Source organism: Pseudomonas sp. A-R-19 (genome assembly GCF_019956575.1).
Lineage (GTDB): Bacteria > Pseudomonadota > Gammaproteobacteria > Pseudomonadales > Pseudomonadaceae > Aquipseudomonas.
Genome location: NZ_JAHBDR010000067.1, coordinates 16,969 through 34,054, shown reverse-complemented (window position 1 = coordinate 34,054; position 17,086 = coordinate 16,969). Strand labels below are relative to the sequence as shown.

At 61.2% G+C, this 17,086-nt stretch carries 12 protein-coding genes and 1 other RNA gene; 2 read left to right on the top strand and 11 right to left on the bottom strand.

The genetic code is table 11. The annotated features are described in order from the left end of the window. Positions 1 to 59: 59 nt before the first annotated feature. The gene (locus KGA88_RS19215; RefSeq protein ID WP_008057870.1) at positions 60 to 608 is read left to right on the top strand and encodes an adenine phosphoribosyltransferase; all 549 of its coding nucleotides are present in this window, start codon (positions 60 to 62) and stop codon (positions 606 to 608) included. A gap of 129 nt (positions 609 to 737) precedes the next feature. Here the strand turns inward: KGA88_RS19215 and KGA88_RS19210 are convergent, their stop codons facing one another. The 5 genes from KGA88_RS19210 to dnaX all read right to left on the bottom strand — a co-directional run bounded on the left by KGA88_RS19210 (position 738) and on the right by dnaX (position 6,550). Then, on the bottom strand, positions 738 to 1,886 hold the full coding sequence (locus KGA88_RS19210) for an acyl-CoA dehydrogenase family protein (RefSeq protein ID WP_223593547.1): 1,149 nt from the start codon (positions 1,884 to 1,886) through the stop codon (positions 738 to 740). Between the two features lie 181 nt (positions 1,887 to 2,067). After that, entirely contained in the window at positions 2,068 to 2,670 is a 603-nt protein-coding gene (recR, locus tag KGA88_RS19205; RefSeq protein ID WP_046041325.1) for a recombination mediator RecR, read from the bottom strand. Positions 2,671 to 2,749: 79 nt separating this feature from the next. After that, positions 2,750 to 3,784, bottom strand: a complete 1,035-nt coding sequence (locus KGA88_RS19200; protein WP_110659233.1) for an NADP-dependent oxidoreductase — start codon at positions 3,782 to 3,784, stop codon at positions 2,750 to 2,752. 272 nt (positions 3,785 to 4,056) lie between these two features. Further along, on the bottom strand, positions 4,057 to 4,395 hold the full coding sequence (locus tag KGA88_RS19195; RefSeq protein WP_007971455.1) for a YbaB/EbfC family nucleoid-associated protein: 339 nt from the start codon (positions 4,393 to 4,395) through the stop codon (positions 4,057 to 4,059). 67 nt (positions 4,396 to 4,462) lie between these two features. After that, positions 4,463 to 6,550 (bottom strand): DNA polymerase III subunit gamma/tau, encoded by a 2,088-nt coding sequence (gene dnaX, locus KGA88_RS19190; protein WP_223593544.1) that lies wholly within the window; start codon positions 6,548 to 6,550, stop codon positions 4,463 to 4,465. 123 nt (positions 6,551 to 6,673) lie between these two features. On the opposite strand from dnaX, the gene KGA88_RS19185 reads away from it, so the two are divergent. After that, positions 6,674 to 7,471, top strand: coding sequence for a substrate-binding periplasmic protein (locus KGA88_RS19185; RefSeq protein WP_223593542.1), 798 nt, complete (start codon positions 6,674 to 6,676; stop codon positions 7,469 to 7,471). Between the two features lie 60 nt (positions 7,472 to 7,531). Here the strand turns inward: KGA88_RS19185 and ffs are convergent. The 6 genes from ffs to KGA88_RS19155 form a co-directional block, all read right to left on the bottom strand. Further along, positions 7,532 to 7,628, bottom strand: an RNA gene (ffs, locus tag KGA88_RS19180) — signal recognition particle sRNA small type. Positions 7,629 to 7,739: 111 nt separating this feature from the next. After that, a complete protein-coding gene (locus tag KGA88_RS19175) occupies positions 7,740 to 8,906 on the bottom strand; it encodes a putative zinc-binding metallopeptidase (protein ID WP_223593540.1) in 1,167 nt (388 codons plus the stop codon). 170 nt (positions 8,907 to 9,076) lie between these two features. Further along, entirely contained in the window at positions 9,077 to 11,434 is a 2,358-nt protein-coding gene (gene ligA / locus KGA88_RS19170) for an NAD-dependent DNA ligase LigA (protein WP_110659890.1), read from the bottom strand. A 166-nt stretch (positions 11,435 to 11,600) separates the two neighbouring features. After that, on the bottom strand, positions 11,601 to 12,455 hold the full coding sequence (zipA, locus tag KGA88_RS19165; protein ID WP_223593538.1) for a cell division protein ZipA: 855 nt from the start codon (positions 12,453 to 12,455) through the stop codon (positions 11,601 to 11,603). 258 nt (positions 12,456 to 12,713) lie between these two features. Continuing rightward, on the bottom strand, positions 12,714 to 16,202 hold the full coding sequence (smc, locus tag KGA88_RS19160; protein WP_223593536.1) for a chromosome segregation protein SMC: 3,489 nt from the start codon (positions 16,200 to 16,202) through the stop codon (positions 12,714 to 12,716). A 2-nt stretch (positions 16,203 to 16,204) separates the two neighbouring features. Continuing rightward, on the bottom strand, positions 16,205 to 16,864 hold the full coding sequence (locus KGA88_RS19155; RefSeq protein ID WP_110660871.1) for a GntR family transcriptional regulator: 660 nt from the start codon (positions 16,862 to 16,864) through the stop codon (positions 16,205 to 16,207). Positions 16,865 to 17,086 lie beyond the last annotated feature (222 nt).

Below are 17,086 nucleotides of genomic sequence, written 5' to 3'. Positions count from 1 at the left end.
GAAACGGTTCAGCCGCCGGTATAATGCGTCGTTTGCAGCCTTGCCAGGACACCACGACGATGGTCTTCGACTCCTTCGACATCAAATCCCTCATCCGCCCTGTCATCGACTTCCCGAAACCGGGTGTGATCTTTCGCGACATCACCCCGCTGTTCCAGTCGCCCACAGCCCTGCGCCTGGTGATGGACAGCTTCGCCCACCGTTACGTCGAGGCTGACTTCACCCATATCGGCGCGATGGACGCCCGTGGTTTCCTGATCGGTTCGGTACTGGCCTATCAGTTGAACAAGCCGCTGGTGCTGTTCCGCAAGCAAGGCAAGTTGCCGGCTGACGTGCTGGCCGAGGGCTATGCGACCGAGTACGGCGAAGCCTTCCTGGAAGTGCACGCCGACAGCCTGTGCGAGGGGGATTCGGTGGTGATGTTCGATGACCTGATCGCGACCGGCGGCACCCTGATTGCAGCGGCCAACCTGATCCGCCGCATGGGCGCCCGGGTGCATGAAGCGGCGGCGATCATCGATCTGCCTGAACTGGGCGGCTCGCAGCGCCTGGAAGACATGGGCATTCCTACGTTTTGCCTGACGCAGTTTGCCCTTTCCGACAAGTAAGCGTCGCCTGTACTGACGCTTTCGCGAGCAAGCCCGCTCCCACAATGAATCGCATTCTTCCTGACAGAATGCAGTCAACTGTGGGAGCGGGCTTGCTCGCGAATGGCATCGGTCGCTACACCGCCAAACTCAAAGCCCCATCTGCTTGCTGATGATCTCGTTCATCACTTCCCGCGTCCCACCGCCAATCGACAGAATCCGGTTGTCGCGGTACAGCCGCTCCACCAGGCTTTCACGCATGTAACCCAGCCCGCCGAGTATCTGCACCGCATCGTTGACGATCCGGTCTGCGGTATCCGTCGCAAAATTCTTGGCCATGGAAATCTCCTTGATCACGCTCTGCCCCACCGCCATTTTCGCCGCCTGGCGGTAAGTGAACTCCCGGGACACTTCCAGCGCCGTCGCCATCTCGGCGAGGCGATGCTTGATCACCTGAAACTTGCCGATCGGTTTGCCGAAGGCTTCGCGCTGGCGCGCCCACTTGAGGCTCTCCTCCAGCGCAAGTTGTGCGGTCATGTTGGCCATCAACGCCAGGGCCAGGCGTTCACTCTGGAAATTGCCCATGATGCAGGCAAAACCCATGTTCTCGGCGCCGATCAGATTGCCTGCGGGCACCCGGCAATCATCGAAGAACAGTTCGGCCGTGTCTGACGCCCACCAGCCCATTTTCTTCAGTTGCCGTCCTACGGTGAAACCCGGCGTGCCCTTTTCGATCAGTAACAGGCTGATGCCGGAGAACCCCGGCTCACCGGTACGCACAGCGACGGTATAGAAATCCGCGCGCACGCCGCTGGTAATAAAGGTCTTGCTGCCGCTGACCCGGTAAAAGTCGCCGTCGCGCACAGCTCGGGTTTGCAGGTTGGCGACGTCGGAGCCGCCACCGGGCTCGGTGACGGCCAGGGCGCTGATCTTCTCTCCCGACAGCACCTGCGGCACCACACGATCCCGTACTTCGGGACGGGCCCACTTGAGAATGGGCGGCAAGCCGATATCCAGCGAGCCCAGGCCGGCCACCAGCCCGCCTGAGCCGCAGCGCATCAACTCTTCACTGGCGGCCACCTTGGCGAACAGATCCCCTTCGTGACTGCCTCCGTAAGCCTGTGGATAACCGATGCCGAGAATCCCCGCCGCGCCGGCCTTGAGGTAGAGCTCGCGAGGAAAACTTTCGGCTTCTTCCCACAACTCGATATCAGGAAGAATCTCGCGCTCGACGAAACGCCTGACGCTGTCGCGGACCAATTGGTGGTCGGGGTCGAAGTATTCCTGAAAGGCAGACATCGGCGAGCTCCACTGAAGGGGTCAGCGAAGTTAACCGAGCGCTTGCTTGGTTTTCAACAGGATTGTGTGAATCAGCGAAACCGAGGCGCGCCCTTCGCGAGCAAGCCCGCTCCCACAGGGGATTGCATTCCAAATGTGGGAGCGGGCTTGCTCGCGAAGACGTCGGCCCAGACGACACAAATTACAGAGTGATCGGCTTACGCCCGGCAAACGAATGCGCCAGTGTCCCGCCATCCACCAGTTCCAGCTCACCACCCAGCGGCACGCCGTGGGCGATGCGCGAGGCGATCAGGCCTTTACTGCTGAGCAATTGGGCGATGTAGTGCGCCGTGGCTTCACCTTCCACGGTCGGGTTGGTGGCCAGGATGACTTCGGCGAAGGTGCCGGCCTCTTCGATCCGCGCCATCAATTGCGGGATGCCGATGGCTTCCGGCCCCAGGCCATCGAGCGGCGACAGATGCCCCTTGAGCACGAAATAGCGCCCGCGGAACCCGGTCTGCTCCACCGCATAAACGTCCATCGGGCCTTCCACCACGCAGAGCAAGGTGTCGTCGCGGCGGGTATCGGCGCATTGCGGGCACAGATCATCTTCCGTCAGCGTACGACACAAACGGCAGTGACCGACCCCTTCCATGGCCTGGCTCAGGGCCAGCGCCAGTCTCGAGCCGCCACTGCGGTCACGCTCGAGCAACTGCAACGCCATGCGCTGGGCGGTTTTCTGACCCACGCCAGGCAAAATTCGCAGGGCGTCGATCAGTTGGCGAATCAAAGGGCTGAAGCTCATGGTGGAAAAGTCCGACAAAACAACGAGACGCGGTTTATACCCGCGCCTCGGTTGAGCGTCAAATTGCAGCGTGAATTACTCAGTCACGGGAAACCCGCACCACCAACTTGCCGAAGTTACGCCCCTCCAGCAGGCCGATGAACGCATCAGGCGCCTGTTCCAGGCCATCGACCACATCTTCGCGAAACTTCACCTTGCCATCGCGCACCCAGGGCGCCATGGCACTGAGGAATTCCGGCTGGCGATCACCATAGTCATCGAACACGATGAAGCCCTGGATGCGCACCCGCTTGGTCAACAGGGTGCGCTGCAACAGGGGCAGGCGATCCGGTCCACTCGGCGCTTCATGGGCGTTATAGGAGGCAATCAGGCCGCAGAGTGGAATCCGTGCCTTCGGATTGAGCAACGGCACCACGGTGTCGAACACCTTGCCGCCGACGTTTTCATAATAAATGTCGATGCCCTTGGGACAGGCCTGCGCCAGCTCGTCAGCAAAATCCGCGCTCTTGTGGTCGATACAGGTGTCGAAGCCCAGCTCCTCTACCACATAACGGCATTTGTCCGCGCCGCCGGCCACGCCGACCACGCGCAGCCCCTTGATCTTCGCCACCTGGCCGACTACCGAACCCACTGCGCCGGACGCGGCCGCCACCACCAGGGTTTCGCCGGCCTTGGGCTGGCCGATGTCCATCAGGCCCATGTACGCGGTCATGCCCGGCATCCCCAGGACTCCGAGGGCCATCGACGCACTGGGCAATCCCGACGGCACCGGGATGATGCTGCGCCCGTCATTGATGCTGTGGCTTTGCCAACCGGTGGCGCCGACCACCAGATCACCTTCCTGGAACTTCGGATTGAGCGACCGCTCGACTCGGCTGACCGCGCCCCCGGTCATGACTTCACCGATTTCCACCGGTGCGGCGTAGGACGGCGCATCACTCATGCGCCCGCGCATGTAGGGATCCAGCGACAGGAAAACGGTCTTGAGCAGCACCTGGCCGTCGGCCAGATCCGGCAGCGCCACCCGCTCCATGCGGAAGTTTTCCGGCGTTGGCGCGCCTACCGGGCGAGAAGCCAGGACAATGCGTTGATTGAGGGTCATGGGGTCGGACATGGCAGCGTCTCCTTTGATCGATGGGGTTCGGTGATATAGGGAGCAGACCTTTGTGGTGGTATGGCGTTCGATGTTTATTCAGTTGGACCGAGGCGACATTATCGCTGGCAAGCCAGCTCCTACAGGGTTCTATGTCGCCCGAAAACCCTCTGTAGGAGCTGGCTTGCCAGCGAAGACTATTTCACAGGCACTACATGCCTGCCTGCCAGAAACAAAAATGCCAGGCGCTATGCCTGGCATTTTTTGTAGCTCATCTGCCGCCTGAAGGCGAATCAGAATGGCAGTTTCATGCCCGGCGGCAGTTGCATGCCGGCGGTCATGCTACCCATCTTGTCCTGGCTGTTGGCTTCGATCTTGCGCACGGCATCGTTGACGGCGGAGGCGATGACCGCTTCGAGCATTTCCTTGTCGTCTTCGCTCATGCCTTCGACCAGGCTTGGGTCGATGGTCACGCTCTTGACGTCATGACGACCGGTCATCACCACGGTGACCATATCGCCACCGGCTTTACCGGTGACTTCGGCGTTGGCCAGTTCTTCCTGCATCTTGGCCATTTTTTCCTGCATCTGCTGCGCCTGCTTCATCAGGCCGGCCATGCCACCTTTCATCATGGTAATCACCTCAAAAGTACTTGGATCAAAACAGCGCTCGGCCCATGTGGCCGAACGCCTTCAGTTATTAGCCCTGAGTGACCAGGGCGTCGACAGGTTCAATAGTATCGTTACGGACCACCGCACCGAACTGTTGCATCATTTGCTGGATGAACGGATCGCCGTGGATCGACTCCTCCGCCTCGCGCTGACGGTTGGCGCGGCGGCGTGAAGCCGCCTGTGCCGGGGTTTCCTGCTCGGGCTTGATCAGCTCGATGCTCAGGGTCAGCGTGCGCTGGTGATACTGGTTCAGCGCATCGTTGAGCCGCCGCTGCTGAGTGGCGTTGAACAAGGCACTGTGGGCCGGGTCCAGGTGCATCAGCCAATTGTCGCCATCCACCGCGATCAGCGTGCAGTTGGCGGCGATGCTGCCGGTCATGCCGGAGATCGGCAATTTCGGGAACATCTCCAGCCATTGCAGGGCCAGGCCGGTGGCCGGCATTGCCGCAGGTTCCGGCTCGGGCTCGGGCGCCGGGTCGGCGGCGTGCTCGCTGGCCAGTTCGTCGAGGTAACTGTAGGCCGAATCCATGTCCGGCTCGATGTAATCCTCGTCCAGCGGCGGCTCGTCATCCAGGTCCATGCCCGGCGTCGCGGCATCGACCTCGGCCACCGAAGGTTCCGGGATCGGCGCGGCGGCCCATTCCGGGGCGTCCGGCACCACGCTGTCCGGCGTCGGCAACGGCATCGGCGGTAACTCGGGTTGTTCGCTGGCGGTTTCCAGCACCGGCTCCACCGCCGGATGCTGAACGGGCGCGGGCTCTACCGGGTCGTTCCACGGCAGGTCGACAACTTCTTCGACCACGACCGCTTCAACCACAGGCGCAGGTTCTGGCGCAGGTTCAGGCACAACGACCGGCGCAACCGGTTCCGGTGCAGGCGCTGGAGCCGCTACTGGCGCAGCCGCTATCGGTGCAACGGCCGCTGCGACTACCGGCGCAACAACTGGCGCGGCAGCCACTGAGTTTGCGGAATCAACTGTGGCCTGGCTGATCCCCACTGGCTTTAGCGGTTGCCTCGGGGCATCCGCGGTGTCTGCGGGCCGGAACGCCAGCATCCGCAGCAAGACCATTTCAAAACCACCCCGGGGATCCGGCGCCAGCGGCAGGTCGCGGCGGCCGATCAGGCCCATCTGGTAGTAGAACTGCACGTCTTCGGCCGGCAAGGCCTGGGCCAGCGCCAGCACGCGATCACGGTCGCCGTGACCGTTGTCGACACCTTCCGGCAAGGCCTGGGCGATGGCAACGCGGTGCAGCACATTGAGAATTTCCGAAAGCACGCCGTTCCAGTCCGGGCCTTGTTCGGCCAGGTGGCGGACGGCTTCGAGCAACGCCTTGGCATCGCCTTCGATCAGCGCATGCAGGACGTCGTAGACCTGCCCGTGATCGAGGGTCCCGAGCATTGCCCGCACGTCGGCGGCCATGACCTTGCCTTCACCGAAGGCAATCGCCTGGTCGGTCAGGCTCATGGCGTCACGCATCGACCCGTCGGCGGCACGCCCCAGCAACCACAGTGCATCGTCTTCGAACGGCACGTTCTCGACACCCAGCACGTGGGTCAAGTGCTCGACCACGCGCTCCGGCGTCATGTTCTTCAGGGAGAACTGCAGGCACCGCGACAGAATCGTTGCAGGAAGTTTCTGCGGATCGGTGGTGGCCAGGATGAACTTGACGTAGGGTGGCGGCTCCTCGAGGGTTTTGAGCAGCGCGTTGAAGGAATGGCTGGAGAGCATGTGCACTTCGTCGATCAGGTAGACCTTGAAGCGCCCGCGGCTCGGGGCGTACTGCACGTTGTCGAGCAGCTCGCGAGTGTCTTCGACCTTGGTGCGGCTCGCGGCGTCGATCTCGATCAGGTCGACAAAGCGGCCTTCGTCGATTTCACGGCACACCGAGCACTCGCCACAGGGGGTCGAAGTGATACCTGTTTCACAGTTCAGGCATTTGGCAATGATCCGCGCGATGGTGGTCTTGCCGACCCCACGGGTACCGGTGAACAGGTAGGCGTGGTGCAGCCGCTGGCTGTCCAAGGCATTGATCAGAGCCTTGAGCACATGGGTCTGGCCGACCATTTCGCGGAACGAGCGCGGACGCCATTTACGTGCAAGAACCTGATAACTCATCGAAAACCGTCGCAGCGAAGGAAGCAGAAGCGGCTAATGCTAGCGGAGCAAGGCACAAATTGCATCCGGTGCGCTCGCGTATTGTGGCTAAGCTGCACATCGGGGGCTAATAACGGAGTGTTTATGCGGCTGGCCTTGGGGGCATTGCTGTTGATCAGCCTGGATGGCGTAGCCGCTGATGCGCCGTTGCGCTTTGCGATAACCGACAGCTGGACCATGCCCATGGTGCAACTGGAACGGGGCAAACCGACCCAGGGCATCCTGTATGACGTGATGCTCAGCCTTGCGACCCAGGTTGGCGTTCCGGCCGAATTCCATGTGCTGCCCCGCGCACGGGTGCAAAACGCCATGGAACACGGCGAGGTCGATGTCCGCTGCTATGCCGCACAATCGTGGCTGCCCCACCAGACCGGCGACTTCCTCTGGAGCATCCCGCTCTTTACCCAGCCCGACCTGCTGATCAGCCGGCATGCGCGCCCCGCTGCGATCAATCCGGCGGATTTGTCGCACCAGTCCATCGGCACCGTGCTGGGCTATAGCTACCCGACCCTGCAACCGCTGTTCGAAACCGAACAGTTGCATCGCGACGACGCACGCAATCAGGAACAGGTGCTGGAAAAACTCCTCGCCGGCCGCAACCATTACGCCGTCAGCAATCAATGGACCCTGGACTGGTTCAATCAACGCCTGCTGCCGGCGCAACAGCTGCGCAGCGTGGCGGTGCTTCAGGAACAGGATGTCGGCTGCTACGTGCGCAACGACCCGCAAGTGCCGGTACAGCGCATTCTGCGCACCCTGGCACAGATGAAAACGTCCGGGGAGATCGATGCGATTGTTCGGCTGTATATCGGTGGCGAACCTGCGGCTGCCGACAATTCGGAAACGACAAAAAACCGCCCCGGAAAAAATCCTGGCAGCTAGCGAAAGTCTGTTTTCAGAAAGATAACGCGAGAGAACACCCGCGTGGCGTTAAGGTGGTAACCCTACCAGCCACACCCCGGCACACAATGTTCCCGCTGTGGCTGCTGCCTTCCGGCTCTGACCAGGTTCACGGGTAATCGTTGCGGGGGGACCGATAGGGTCACCATAACGACGCTCACCAGTCGGCGAGCCGCGCCATTGTACCTATCTGAGACGAAGTTACAACCGTTGGTTTCGGATTAAAAACATGAGGGGGTTCAAGCACTTGCTATTGCGCCTGGAGCACCTCGTCCGCCCTGCCGCCCTCTTGCTGGATCACCAGGTGAATAAAGTGCAGCCTGGCAATGACGGCTGGCGGCAGGACGAACGGATAGAAATCGGGCTGCCCCATGCTGCGTGACAGCTCATTGAGCATGCCGGCCAGTTCGATCCACGCATTGACGAACGACAGAAACGTCGCGCCACCGGGATGCTGTGGATCGTAGAGGGTATCCAACGGAAACGGCTGATAGTCGAAATCCATTTCCCGCGCACTCATGCCAAAACCCAGCGCGGTATCCACGGCGTCCATCATGTGCAGGTAATGCGCCCAGGTTTCCGCCCAGTCTTCCCACGGGTGCATGGTCGCGTAGGCGCTGACGTAATGCTGCTGCCAGTCGAGCGGTGCGCCCTGCTGATAATGCCGCTCGAGGGCTTCGGCATAGCTGGCGCGTTCATCGCCGAACAATTGGCGAAAGGGTTCCAGCCATTGGCTGTTGGCGATCAATCGGTCCCAGTAGTAATGCCCGACCTCATGACGAAAATGCCCGAGCAACGTGCGATAGGGTTCGTGCATTTGCACCCGCACCTGTTCGCGATGGGCGTCGTCGGCTTCCTTGATATCGAGGGTGATCAGGCCATTGGCGTGGCCGGTGGTGGGCGGCTTGCCTTCGAGGTCGACGCCGATGAAATCAAACGCAAGGCCCTTATCTTCATCGACGCTTTTTGGAATCACCTGCAACCCCAGGCTGACCAGTTGCGCGACCAGACGCCGCTTGGCGGTTTCCACCTTGCGCCAGCGCTCGTGGTTGTCGGCTATCGACAGATCAGGAATGGTGCGATTGAGGCTGCAGGCAATGCACAAGACGTCATGGTCGTTGGCAGGCAGTAACCAATTGCAGGCCGCCGGGGAGTCGAGGTTGGCGCAGCGTCGAAACAGGCCGGCCCCGGGATCGTCATCCAGCAACCAGGTGCCCGTTTGCACACCCGGTTGCAGCGAGGACAAGCGACTCTGCTGCGGCTGATAACCCAACGCCGCCGAACAGGCCAGGCACTGGCTGTTGCGAAAGAACAGCGACTGCCCGCAACGACAGGACCAGACCTTGCTGTTGCGCGAATTCTCATCCATGAACGGCGCGGCGATGCGCGAGCTGAGCTGTTCGAAGAAGCGGTACATGGCGATCTCTCCCTGGGGCTTGCCAAGACTAGATCATTCCCGAGAGCTGATCGTTCCCGCTTTCTGTGCTGCTTAAATCGCCTTCGCGAGCAAGCCCGCTCCCACATTCGATCGGATTCCTACAGGAAGAACTCGGTTAAATGTGGGAGCGGGCTTGCTCGCGAATGGCTTCACACCGAAATATCGTGCTTGCGCAGGAACTCGACAAACGCCTCCTCATCCAGCACTTTCAACCCCAGCTCATTGGCCTTGGTCAACTTCGAACCGGCACCCGGCCCTGCAACTACGCAATGGGTCTTGGCCGACACGGAGCCCGCCACCTTGGCACCCAGGCTTTCGAGCTTGTCCTTGGCCACATCTCGGCTCATCAGTTCCAGCGAGCCGGTCAGCACCCAGGTCTGCCCGGCCAGCGGCAAGCCTTCGACGACCTTCTTCTCGCTCTGCCAGTGCATGCCGAAATCGGCCAGTTGCTTCTCGGCCGCTTCGGCCAATTGGCGATTGGCCTCGATCGCAAAGAACTCGCGCACGGAATTGGCCTGTTTCTCCGGCAGCGCCTGACGCATGTCCAGCCAGTCCGCCCCGATCACCGCCTGCAGCGAGCCGAACTTGTCCGCCAGTTTCTGCGCGCCACCCGGGCCGACCAAGGGGATATGCAGCTTGTCGAGGAAACCACCCAGCGTGGTGCTCGCCGAAAACTCCGCGCCCAAATCGCCCTGATCCTGAATCTGCAAACCATGCCTGAGCAAATCAGCGATCACCTGCTGGTTATGCGCATCCTCGAAGAAGCTGTGGATCTCGTGCGCGACCTCCAGCCCGACATCCGGCAAGTACGTCAGCACCTGCGGCAAGGCCTGCTGCACACGCTCCAGCGAACCCAGGGAGCGCGCCAGCACCTTGGCCGTCTCCTCGCCGACATCGGGAATCCCGAGGGCGTAGATGAACCGCGCCAGTCCCGGTTTTTTGCTGTCTTCAATGGCGCCGAGCAGGTTCTTGCTCGACAGTTCGGCAAAGCCTTCAAGGTCGACGATCTGCTCGAACGTCAGGGCGTACAGATCGGCCGGCGAGCTCACCAGGCCTTCGTCGACCAGTTGCTCGACGCTCTTCTCGCCCAGGCCTTCGATGTCCATGGCGCGACGGGAAACGAAGTGGATGATTGCCTGCTTGAGCTGCGCGCCACAGGCCAGGCGGCCGACGCAGCGGTACACCGCGCCTTCGCTGACCGTCTCGCGGCCCTTGCTGCGCTTGATCAGTTGCGTGCGCTCGACATGGGACCCGCACACCGGGCACTGCTCGGGAATCTGCACCGGCCGGGCGTTTTCCGGACGACGCTCCATGACCACCTGCACCACCTGCGGAATCACGTCACCGGCACGGCGAATGATCACGGTATCGCCGATCATCAGGCCCAGGCGCGCGACTTCATCCATGTTGTGCAGCGTGGCGTTGGCCACCGTGACACCTGCGACCTTGACCGGCTTCAGGCGCGCCACCGGCGTCACCGCACCGGTGCGGCCGACCTGGAATTCCACATCGAGCAGTTCGGTGAGCTCTTCCATCGCCGGAAACTTGTGGGCGATGGCCCAGCGCGGCTCGCGGGCGCGAAAGCCCAGCTCACGCTGGGAGGCAATACTGTTGACCTTGAACACCACGCCGTCGATTTCATACGGCAGCGCGTTGCGGCGCTCACCGATGTCGCGGTAGTAATCCAGGCACTCGGCGATACCCTGCGCCAGTTTCAGCTCGTGGCTGATCGGCATGCCCCAGGCCTTGAGTTGCTGCAAGTTGCCGATGTGCGTATCGGCAATCTCCGCCGACACCTGGCCGATGCCGTAGCAGCAGAATTCCAGAGGACGGTTGGCGGTGATCTTCGAATCCAGCTGGCGCAAACTGCCTGCCGCGGCGTTGCGCGGGTTGGCGAAGGTCTTGCCGCCGACTTCCAGTTGCGTGGCGTTGAGCCGCTCGAAACCGGCCTTGGACATGAACACTTCGCCACGCACTTCCAGGGTCGCCGGCCAACCGCTGCCGTGCAGCTTGAGCGGGATGTTGCGCACGGTGCGCACGTTGACGCTGATGTCTTCGCCAGTCGTACCGTCGCCACGGGTGGCGCCGCGCACCAGCACGCCATCCTGATACAGCAGGCTGACGGCCAGGCCATCGAGCTTGGGCTCACAGCTGTACTCGACTGTCGCGCCGCCACCGAACAGGTCGCCCGCCGGCAAATCCAGGCCTTCGGTCACCCGGCGGTCGAACTCGCGCATGTCGGTTTCTTCGAAGGCGTTGCCGAGGCTGAGCATCGGCACTTCGTGACGCACCTGGGTAAACGCCGACAGCGCCGCGCTGCCCACTCGCTGAGTCGGCGAGTCGCTGGTGATCAGTTCGGGATTGGCCGCCTCCAGCGCCTTGAGCTCGTTGAACAAGCGGTCGTATTCGGCGTCCGGAATGCTCGGCTCGTCGAGCACGTGGTAGCGATAGTTGTGCTGATCCAGCTCAGCGCGCAGCTCTAAAATGCGGTTCTTGGCGGCGGTCATGGATGTTCTCTCATAAAGCAAAAGAGCAGCCTAGGCTGCTCAATTTGTAGATGCGGCGCAGATTCATTGTAGGAGGCCGGCTTGCCGGCGATGGCGATTTCAAGTCCGCATCGCCAGCAAGCCGGCTCCTACAGTGTGTGGCAGTCATGTCCACACATTTCAAAAATCAACGCTTCTGAGTCAGGGCGCGGCGTTCGAATTCGACGATGCGCTGACGGTAATGCTCAATCGTTTGTGCGGTGAGTACGCTGCGCTGGTCGTCCTTCAGTTCGCCGTTGAGCTCCTGGGACAGTTTGCGCGCTGCCGCCACCATCACGTCGAACGCTTGCTTCGGATGGCGAGGGCCTGGCAGACCCAGGAAGAAGCTCACCGCCGGGGTGCTGAAGTGATCGATGTCGTCCAGGTCGAAAACGCCGGGCTTGACGGCGTTGGCCATGGAGAACAGCACTTCACCGTTGCCCGCCATGCTTTCGTGACGGTGGAAAATATCCATCTCGCCGAAACGCAGGCCGCTTTCCAGAATGTTCTGCAACAGCGCCGGGCCCTTGAAGCCGGCCGCGTCGCGGCAGATCACGCTGATCACCAGCACTTCTTCAGCTTGCGGCTGCTCTTTGTCGCCCAGCGATGGCGAGGACTTGGTGTCATCCGGGAAGTCGTCGTCGCGGCTGCTGAAGCTCGGGCCACCATCCAGATCCAGGCTGAGATTCATGTCGCCCTGGGAAGGCTCGCTGTGGCCACGCTTGCCGCGCTTGGAGCCCGACTCGCGAGGCTCACGGGCCGGCATGCTCACCGACGGCAGATCCTGCTCGTCCAGTTGCGGCTCTTTATGGTTGTCCAGCACTCGCGGCGGGCCCAGCAGCTCGGCGCTGCTGTCCTCGTCCGGCAGGTTGGACAGACTTCGGTCAAGACGGAACTTCAGTTTTCCCTTGCCGCCGCGCATCCGGCGCCAGCCATCAAAAAGAATACCGGCAATGACAATAATGCCGATGACGATCAGCCACTCGCGCAGACCGATTTCCATGTAATCCCGTGCCTCTATAAAAAATGCTGAAAAATAAGGGGTTTACAACCTGCAAACCGCTTTAAAACGTGGCGCCAACTCTATGTTCTGACAGGCGTTTTGCCCACGTATACGAAAAATTGACATTAAACTAGCACGACCAAAGGCAACTTTACACCGTCTACCACGTTGGCTAGCGCGAATATGTCGATTGGCCAGCAAGTCGAAGTCAGCAAAAGAGTCCTACAACCCGTAAACACCCCTTCCCACGATCACGACTCAGGCATCCACCATCGCCATTGCCTCCTCCACATCCACTGCCACCAGACGTGAACAACCGGGTTCGTGCATCGTCACACCCATCAGTTGATCAGCCATTTCCATGGCGATCTTGTTGTGGGTGATATAGATGAACTGCACTGTCTGCGACATCTCTTTTACCAACCGCGCGTAGCGTCCAACGTTAGCGTCATCCAATGGCGCGTCAACTTCATCGAGCATGCAGAACGGCGCCGGATTCAACTTGAAGATCGCAAAAACCAGGGCCAATGCGGTCAGGGCTTTTTCGCCACCAGAGAGCAAATGGATGGTGCTGTTCTTCTTTCCTGGCGGCTGCGCCATGATCGTTACCCCTGTATCGAGTAGATCTTCGCCCGTCAGTTCCAAATACGCGCGGCCTCCACCGAAAACTTTTGGGAAAAGCGCCTGTAAACCGCCATTGATCTGATCAAAGGTATCCTTGAAGCGGTTACGGGTTTCCTTGTCGATCTTGCGAATCACGTTCTCGAGGGTTTCGAGCGCTTCGACCAGGTCGTCGTTCTGCGCATCCAGATAACGTTTACGCTCCGATTGTTGCTGGTACTCATCGATGGCTGCGAGGTTGATCGCGCCCAGGCGCTGAATTCGCGCGGCGATGCGCTCGAGTTCTTCCTCGGCGTCCTTCTCGTTGGCCTCGGCGGTCAACGTCGCGAGTACGCCATGGAGATCGTAGCCGTCTTCCAGCAACTGGTCCTGCAAAGTCTTGCGGCGCACGGTCAGGGCTTGCCATTCCATGCGCTGGGTTTCGAGCTGGCCGCGAATCAACTGCGATTGCTGTTCGGCCTGGCTGCGGCGCTTCTCGGCGTCGCGCAATTCGCGATCGGCATCTTCGAGGGCGATCTGCGCGGTCTTGAGCTCCTCGTCGACAGTCATACGCTTGTCGAGCAACTCTTCGAGTTTCAAACGCAGCTCTTCCAGTGGCGCTTCGCCCTCCTCCAGATTGAGGCTCAATTGCTCGCGTTTTTCGGTCAGGCGTTCGGACTGCATTTCCAGACGCTCCAGCGCCTGGCGCGTGGAATCGTGCTGCGCCTTGAGCGAGCCCAGACGCACCGCCAACTGGTGGGCGTGATCCTTGTGTTGCCGGGCTTCCTGACGCACCCGGTCCAGGCGTTCACGCAAACTGTCGCGCTGGGCCAACAGCAACTCACGCTGCTCGGTGTCCAGCGCCATGCTGTCGAGGGCTTCCTGCAATTGCAGGCGCGCTTCGCCGATGTTTTCGTGCTCCAGGGCTCGCTGTTCGTCCAGCTCGGTGAGCTCTTCGTCGAGACGGGTGCGGCGCAGGGTCAATTGCTCGGCCTTGGCTTTACCGGCGGACAACTGGGCTTTCAGTTCACCCTGCTGACGCGCTTCGTCTTGCAGCAAACGGCGCAGATGCTCACGGCCGTTTTCCTGCTGACGCTGCTGCGCCCGCAGGTTCTGTAATTGGGTTTCCAGGGTTTCGACAGCGGCTTCGCGCTCTTCGCGCTCAAGGCCCAGTTGCTGGATTTCCTGACCACGGGCGAGCACACCGCTTTCGGCTTCGCTGGCCCGACGCACACGCAAGAAGTGCCGGCCGACCCAGTAACCATCACGGCTGATCAGGCTCTGCCCGGCAGCCAATTGACTGCGCAAGGCCAGGGCCTGTTCGAGGCTGTCGACCGGCTTGACCTGCCCCAGCCATGGCGACAGATCAATCTGCGCCTCGACCTTGTCCAGCAAGCTGCCCGGCATCCGCACACCATCGCTGGCCGGGCTGAGCAAGCGCAAGTCGCCCTGGGTAAACCCGGACAAATCGAAATCGTTGAAATCGTCCACCAGCACCGCTTGCAGGTCGGCGCCGAGCACGGTTTCCACCGCCAGCTCCCAACCGGCCTCAACCTTCAGGCCTTCGGCCAGGCGCGGGCGATTCGCAAGATTCTGTTCACGCAGCCATTCGGCGGTGCCGGTGCCCGGATCGAGCGCGGCTTGCTGCAAGGCTTCGAGCGATGCCAGGCGACCGTTGAGGCGCTGTAAATCACCCTGGGCCTGCTGTTGCGCCGTCAACGTTTGCTGCAGTTGCTGGCGCAGTTGCTCAAGCTTTTCGACCTGGGCTTCTTCGCTGGTCTGCAAGTCCTCAAGGGTCGCCTCGGATTCCGCGAGCTGCTCGCTGAGCTCCATGATCGCCGCGTCTTCCGGGTCCGCCGAGAGCAAGGCGCGTTCTTCGCCAAGACGCTTCTGGCGATCGGCCAGGCGCTCCAGGCTGGTTTCCAGCTGCTGGATCCGCGACTGCTGCACTTCGGCCTGACGGCGCGGCTCGGCGGCGGTGAGGTTGAACGTATCCCACTGCTCCTGCCAGCCGTGCATGGTGGTTTCGGATTCTTCCAGGGCGGCAGCGGCCTCTTCGGCGGCGGCGCTGGTGACTTCCTGCTCCGGGGTGAGCATGTCCAGCTCTTCGCCCAGGGTCAGCAGCAGCGTGCGGTCGTGACCCAGGTGGGATTCGGTTTCCAGGCGAGCGCGCTCGGCCTCCTTCAAATCGTCCTGCAACTGGCGCAAGCGCTGCTGGCCGTGCTGGATGCTCTGCTCGACCCGGGCGATGTCGCCGCCGACCGAGTAGAAGCGTCCTTGCACCAGGTTGAAGCGCTCCGACAGGTCGTGATGCCCGTCACGCAGGCGCTCGATGCTCGCGTCGGCGTTGCGTTGTTCAGCCACCAGGGCTTCGAAAGAAACCTCCTGGTTGCCGATGATCGCTTCACGCTGGCCGACCTGATCGTTCAGCGCCTGCCAGCGCAGGGCCGACAGCTGGGCCTTGAGCTGACGCTCCTCGCCCTTGAATTCCTGATACTTCTTGGCGGCCTCGGCCTGGCGGTGCAAGCGTTCCAGCTGACGCTCAAGCTCTTCACGCAGGTCGGTCAGGCGCTCAAGGTTTTCGTGGGTGCGGCGGATACGGTTTTCCGTCTCGCGCCGGCGCTCCTTGTACTTGGAGATGCCCGCGGCTTCTTCGATGAAGTTACGCAGGTCTTCGGGCTTGGACTCGATCAGCTTGGAGATCATCCCCTGTTCGATGATCGAGTAGCTGCGCGGGCCGAGACCGGTGCCGAGGAAGATATCGGTGATGTCGCGACGCCGGCATTTGGTGCCGTTGAGGTAATAGGTGGTCTGGCTGTCGCGGGTCACTTTGCGGCGAATGGAGATTTCCGCATAAGCAGCATATTCACCAAGCAGTGTGCCGTCGGAGTTATCGAACACCAGCTCGATACTCGCCTGGCTCACTGGCTTGCGGCTGGTCGAGCCGTTGAAGATGACGTCGGTCATCGACTCGCCACGCAGGTTCTTCGCCGAACTCTCGCCCATCACCCAGCGCACGGCGTCGATGATGTTCGATTTGCCGCAACCATTGGGCCCGACCACCGCCGCCATGTTACTGGGGAAGTTCACCGTGGTCGGGTCGACGAAGGACTTGAACCCCGCCAGCTTGATGCACTTGAGCCGCAAGATCAGGCGTCCGTCAGAGCGGAGATCACCAGATCGCAACTGCGCTGGGCGTAAGCCGTCAGCACCACGCGAATCTGCGCGAAGTCACGGGCGATCACGGCGGCAAGCAGGCGTTCGAACAGCTCCAGGTACTCGCTCATCGACGCCTTGCGCTGGTCCAGGGCAAGGAAATAGGCACGGCTCATGGCCGGCTGCAGATTCTCGACGGTTTCCTGCAAGTACGGGTTGTTGGCGAACGAGTACGTGGCGCGCATCACGCTGAAACTGTCGTCGACGAAGGCATGGATGTCCTGGCGCTCGTAGCTGGCCGCCAGGCGCTGCTGAATCTGCACGAACGGCGCCAGATCGGCCTGGACTTTCCAGCCATTGGCCACGGCATTGGCGAGCAGGATGTACATTTCGCTCATCAGCGTGCACAGGCTCTGCACCTTGTGCGGGGTGAGTTCCGTCACATGAGCGCCACGGCGCGGCAGGATCGCGATCAGGTGCCGACGCTCGAGGATCAGCAAAGCCTCGCGGACCGAACCACGGCTGACATTGAGGGCCAGCGTGACCTTCTGTTCCTGGATGCGCTCCCCGGGCTTCATTTCGCCGCGAATGATGCGTTCGGCGAGGTGGTGAGCGATTTGCTCGGCGAGGCTGTCCGGCGCCTTGAACGTCATGGTTGTCCTTCAAACTCTTCGATCTGTACAAGCGGCGCAGTGTAGCGCAATTGCCGCATCAGGGCGGAGTGCCCGCCCTGAGGTTTTTTGGCACGATTCAAGCAAATTCAAGCAAAAAGGCAGGCTAACGAACCAGCGACAATAATTAACCAACAGGTAGTTGATCGACAAAATGCATTTTCCTGACCTTTAAGTCAGAAAATCATTGACCGAAAAGTCAGA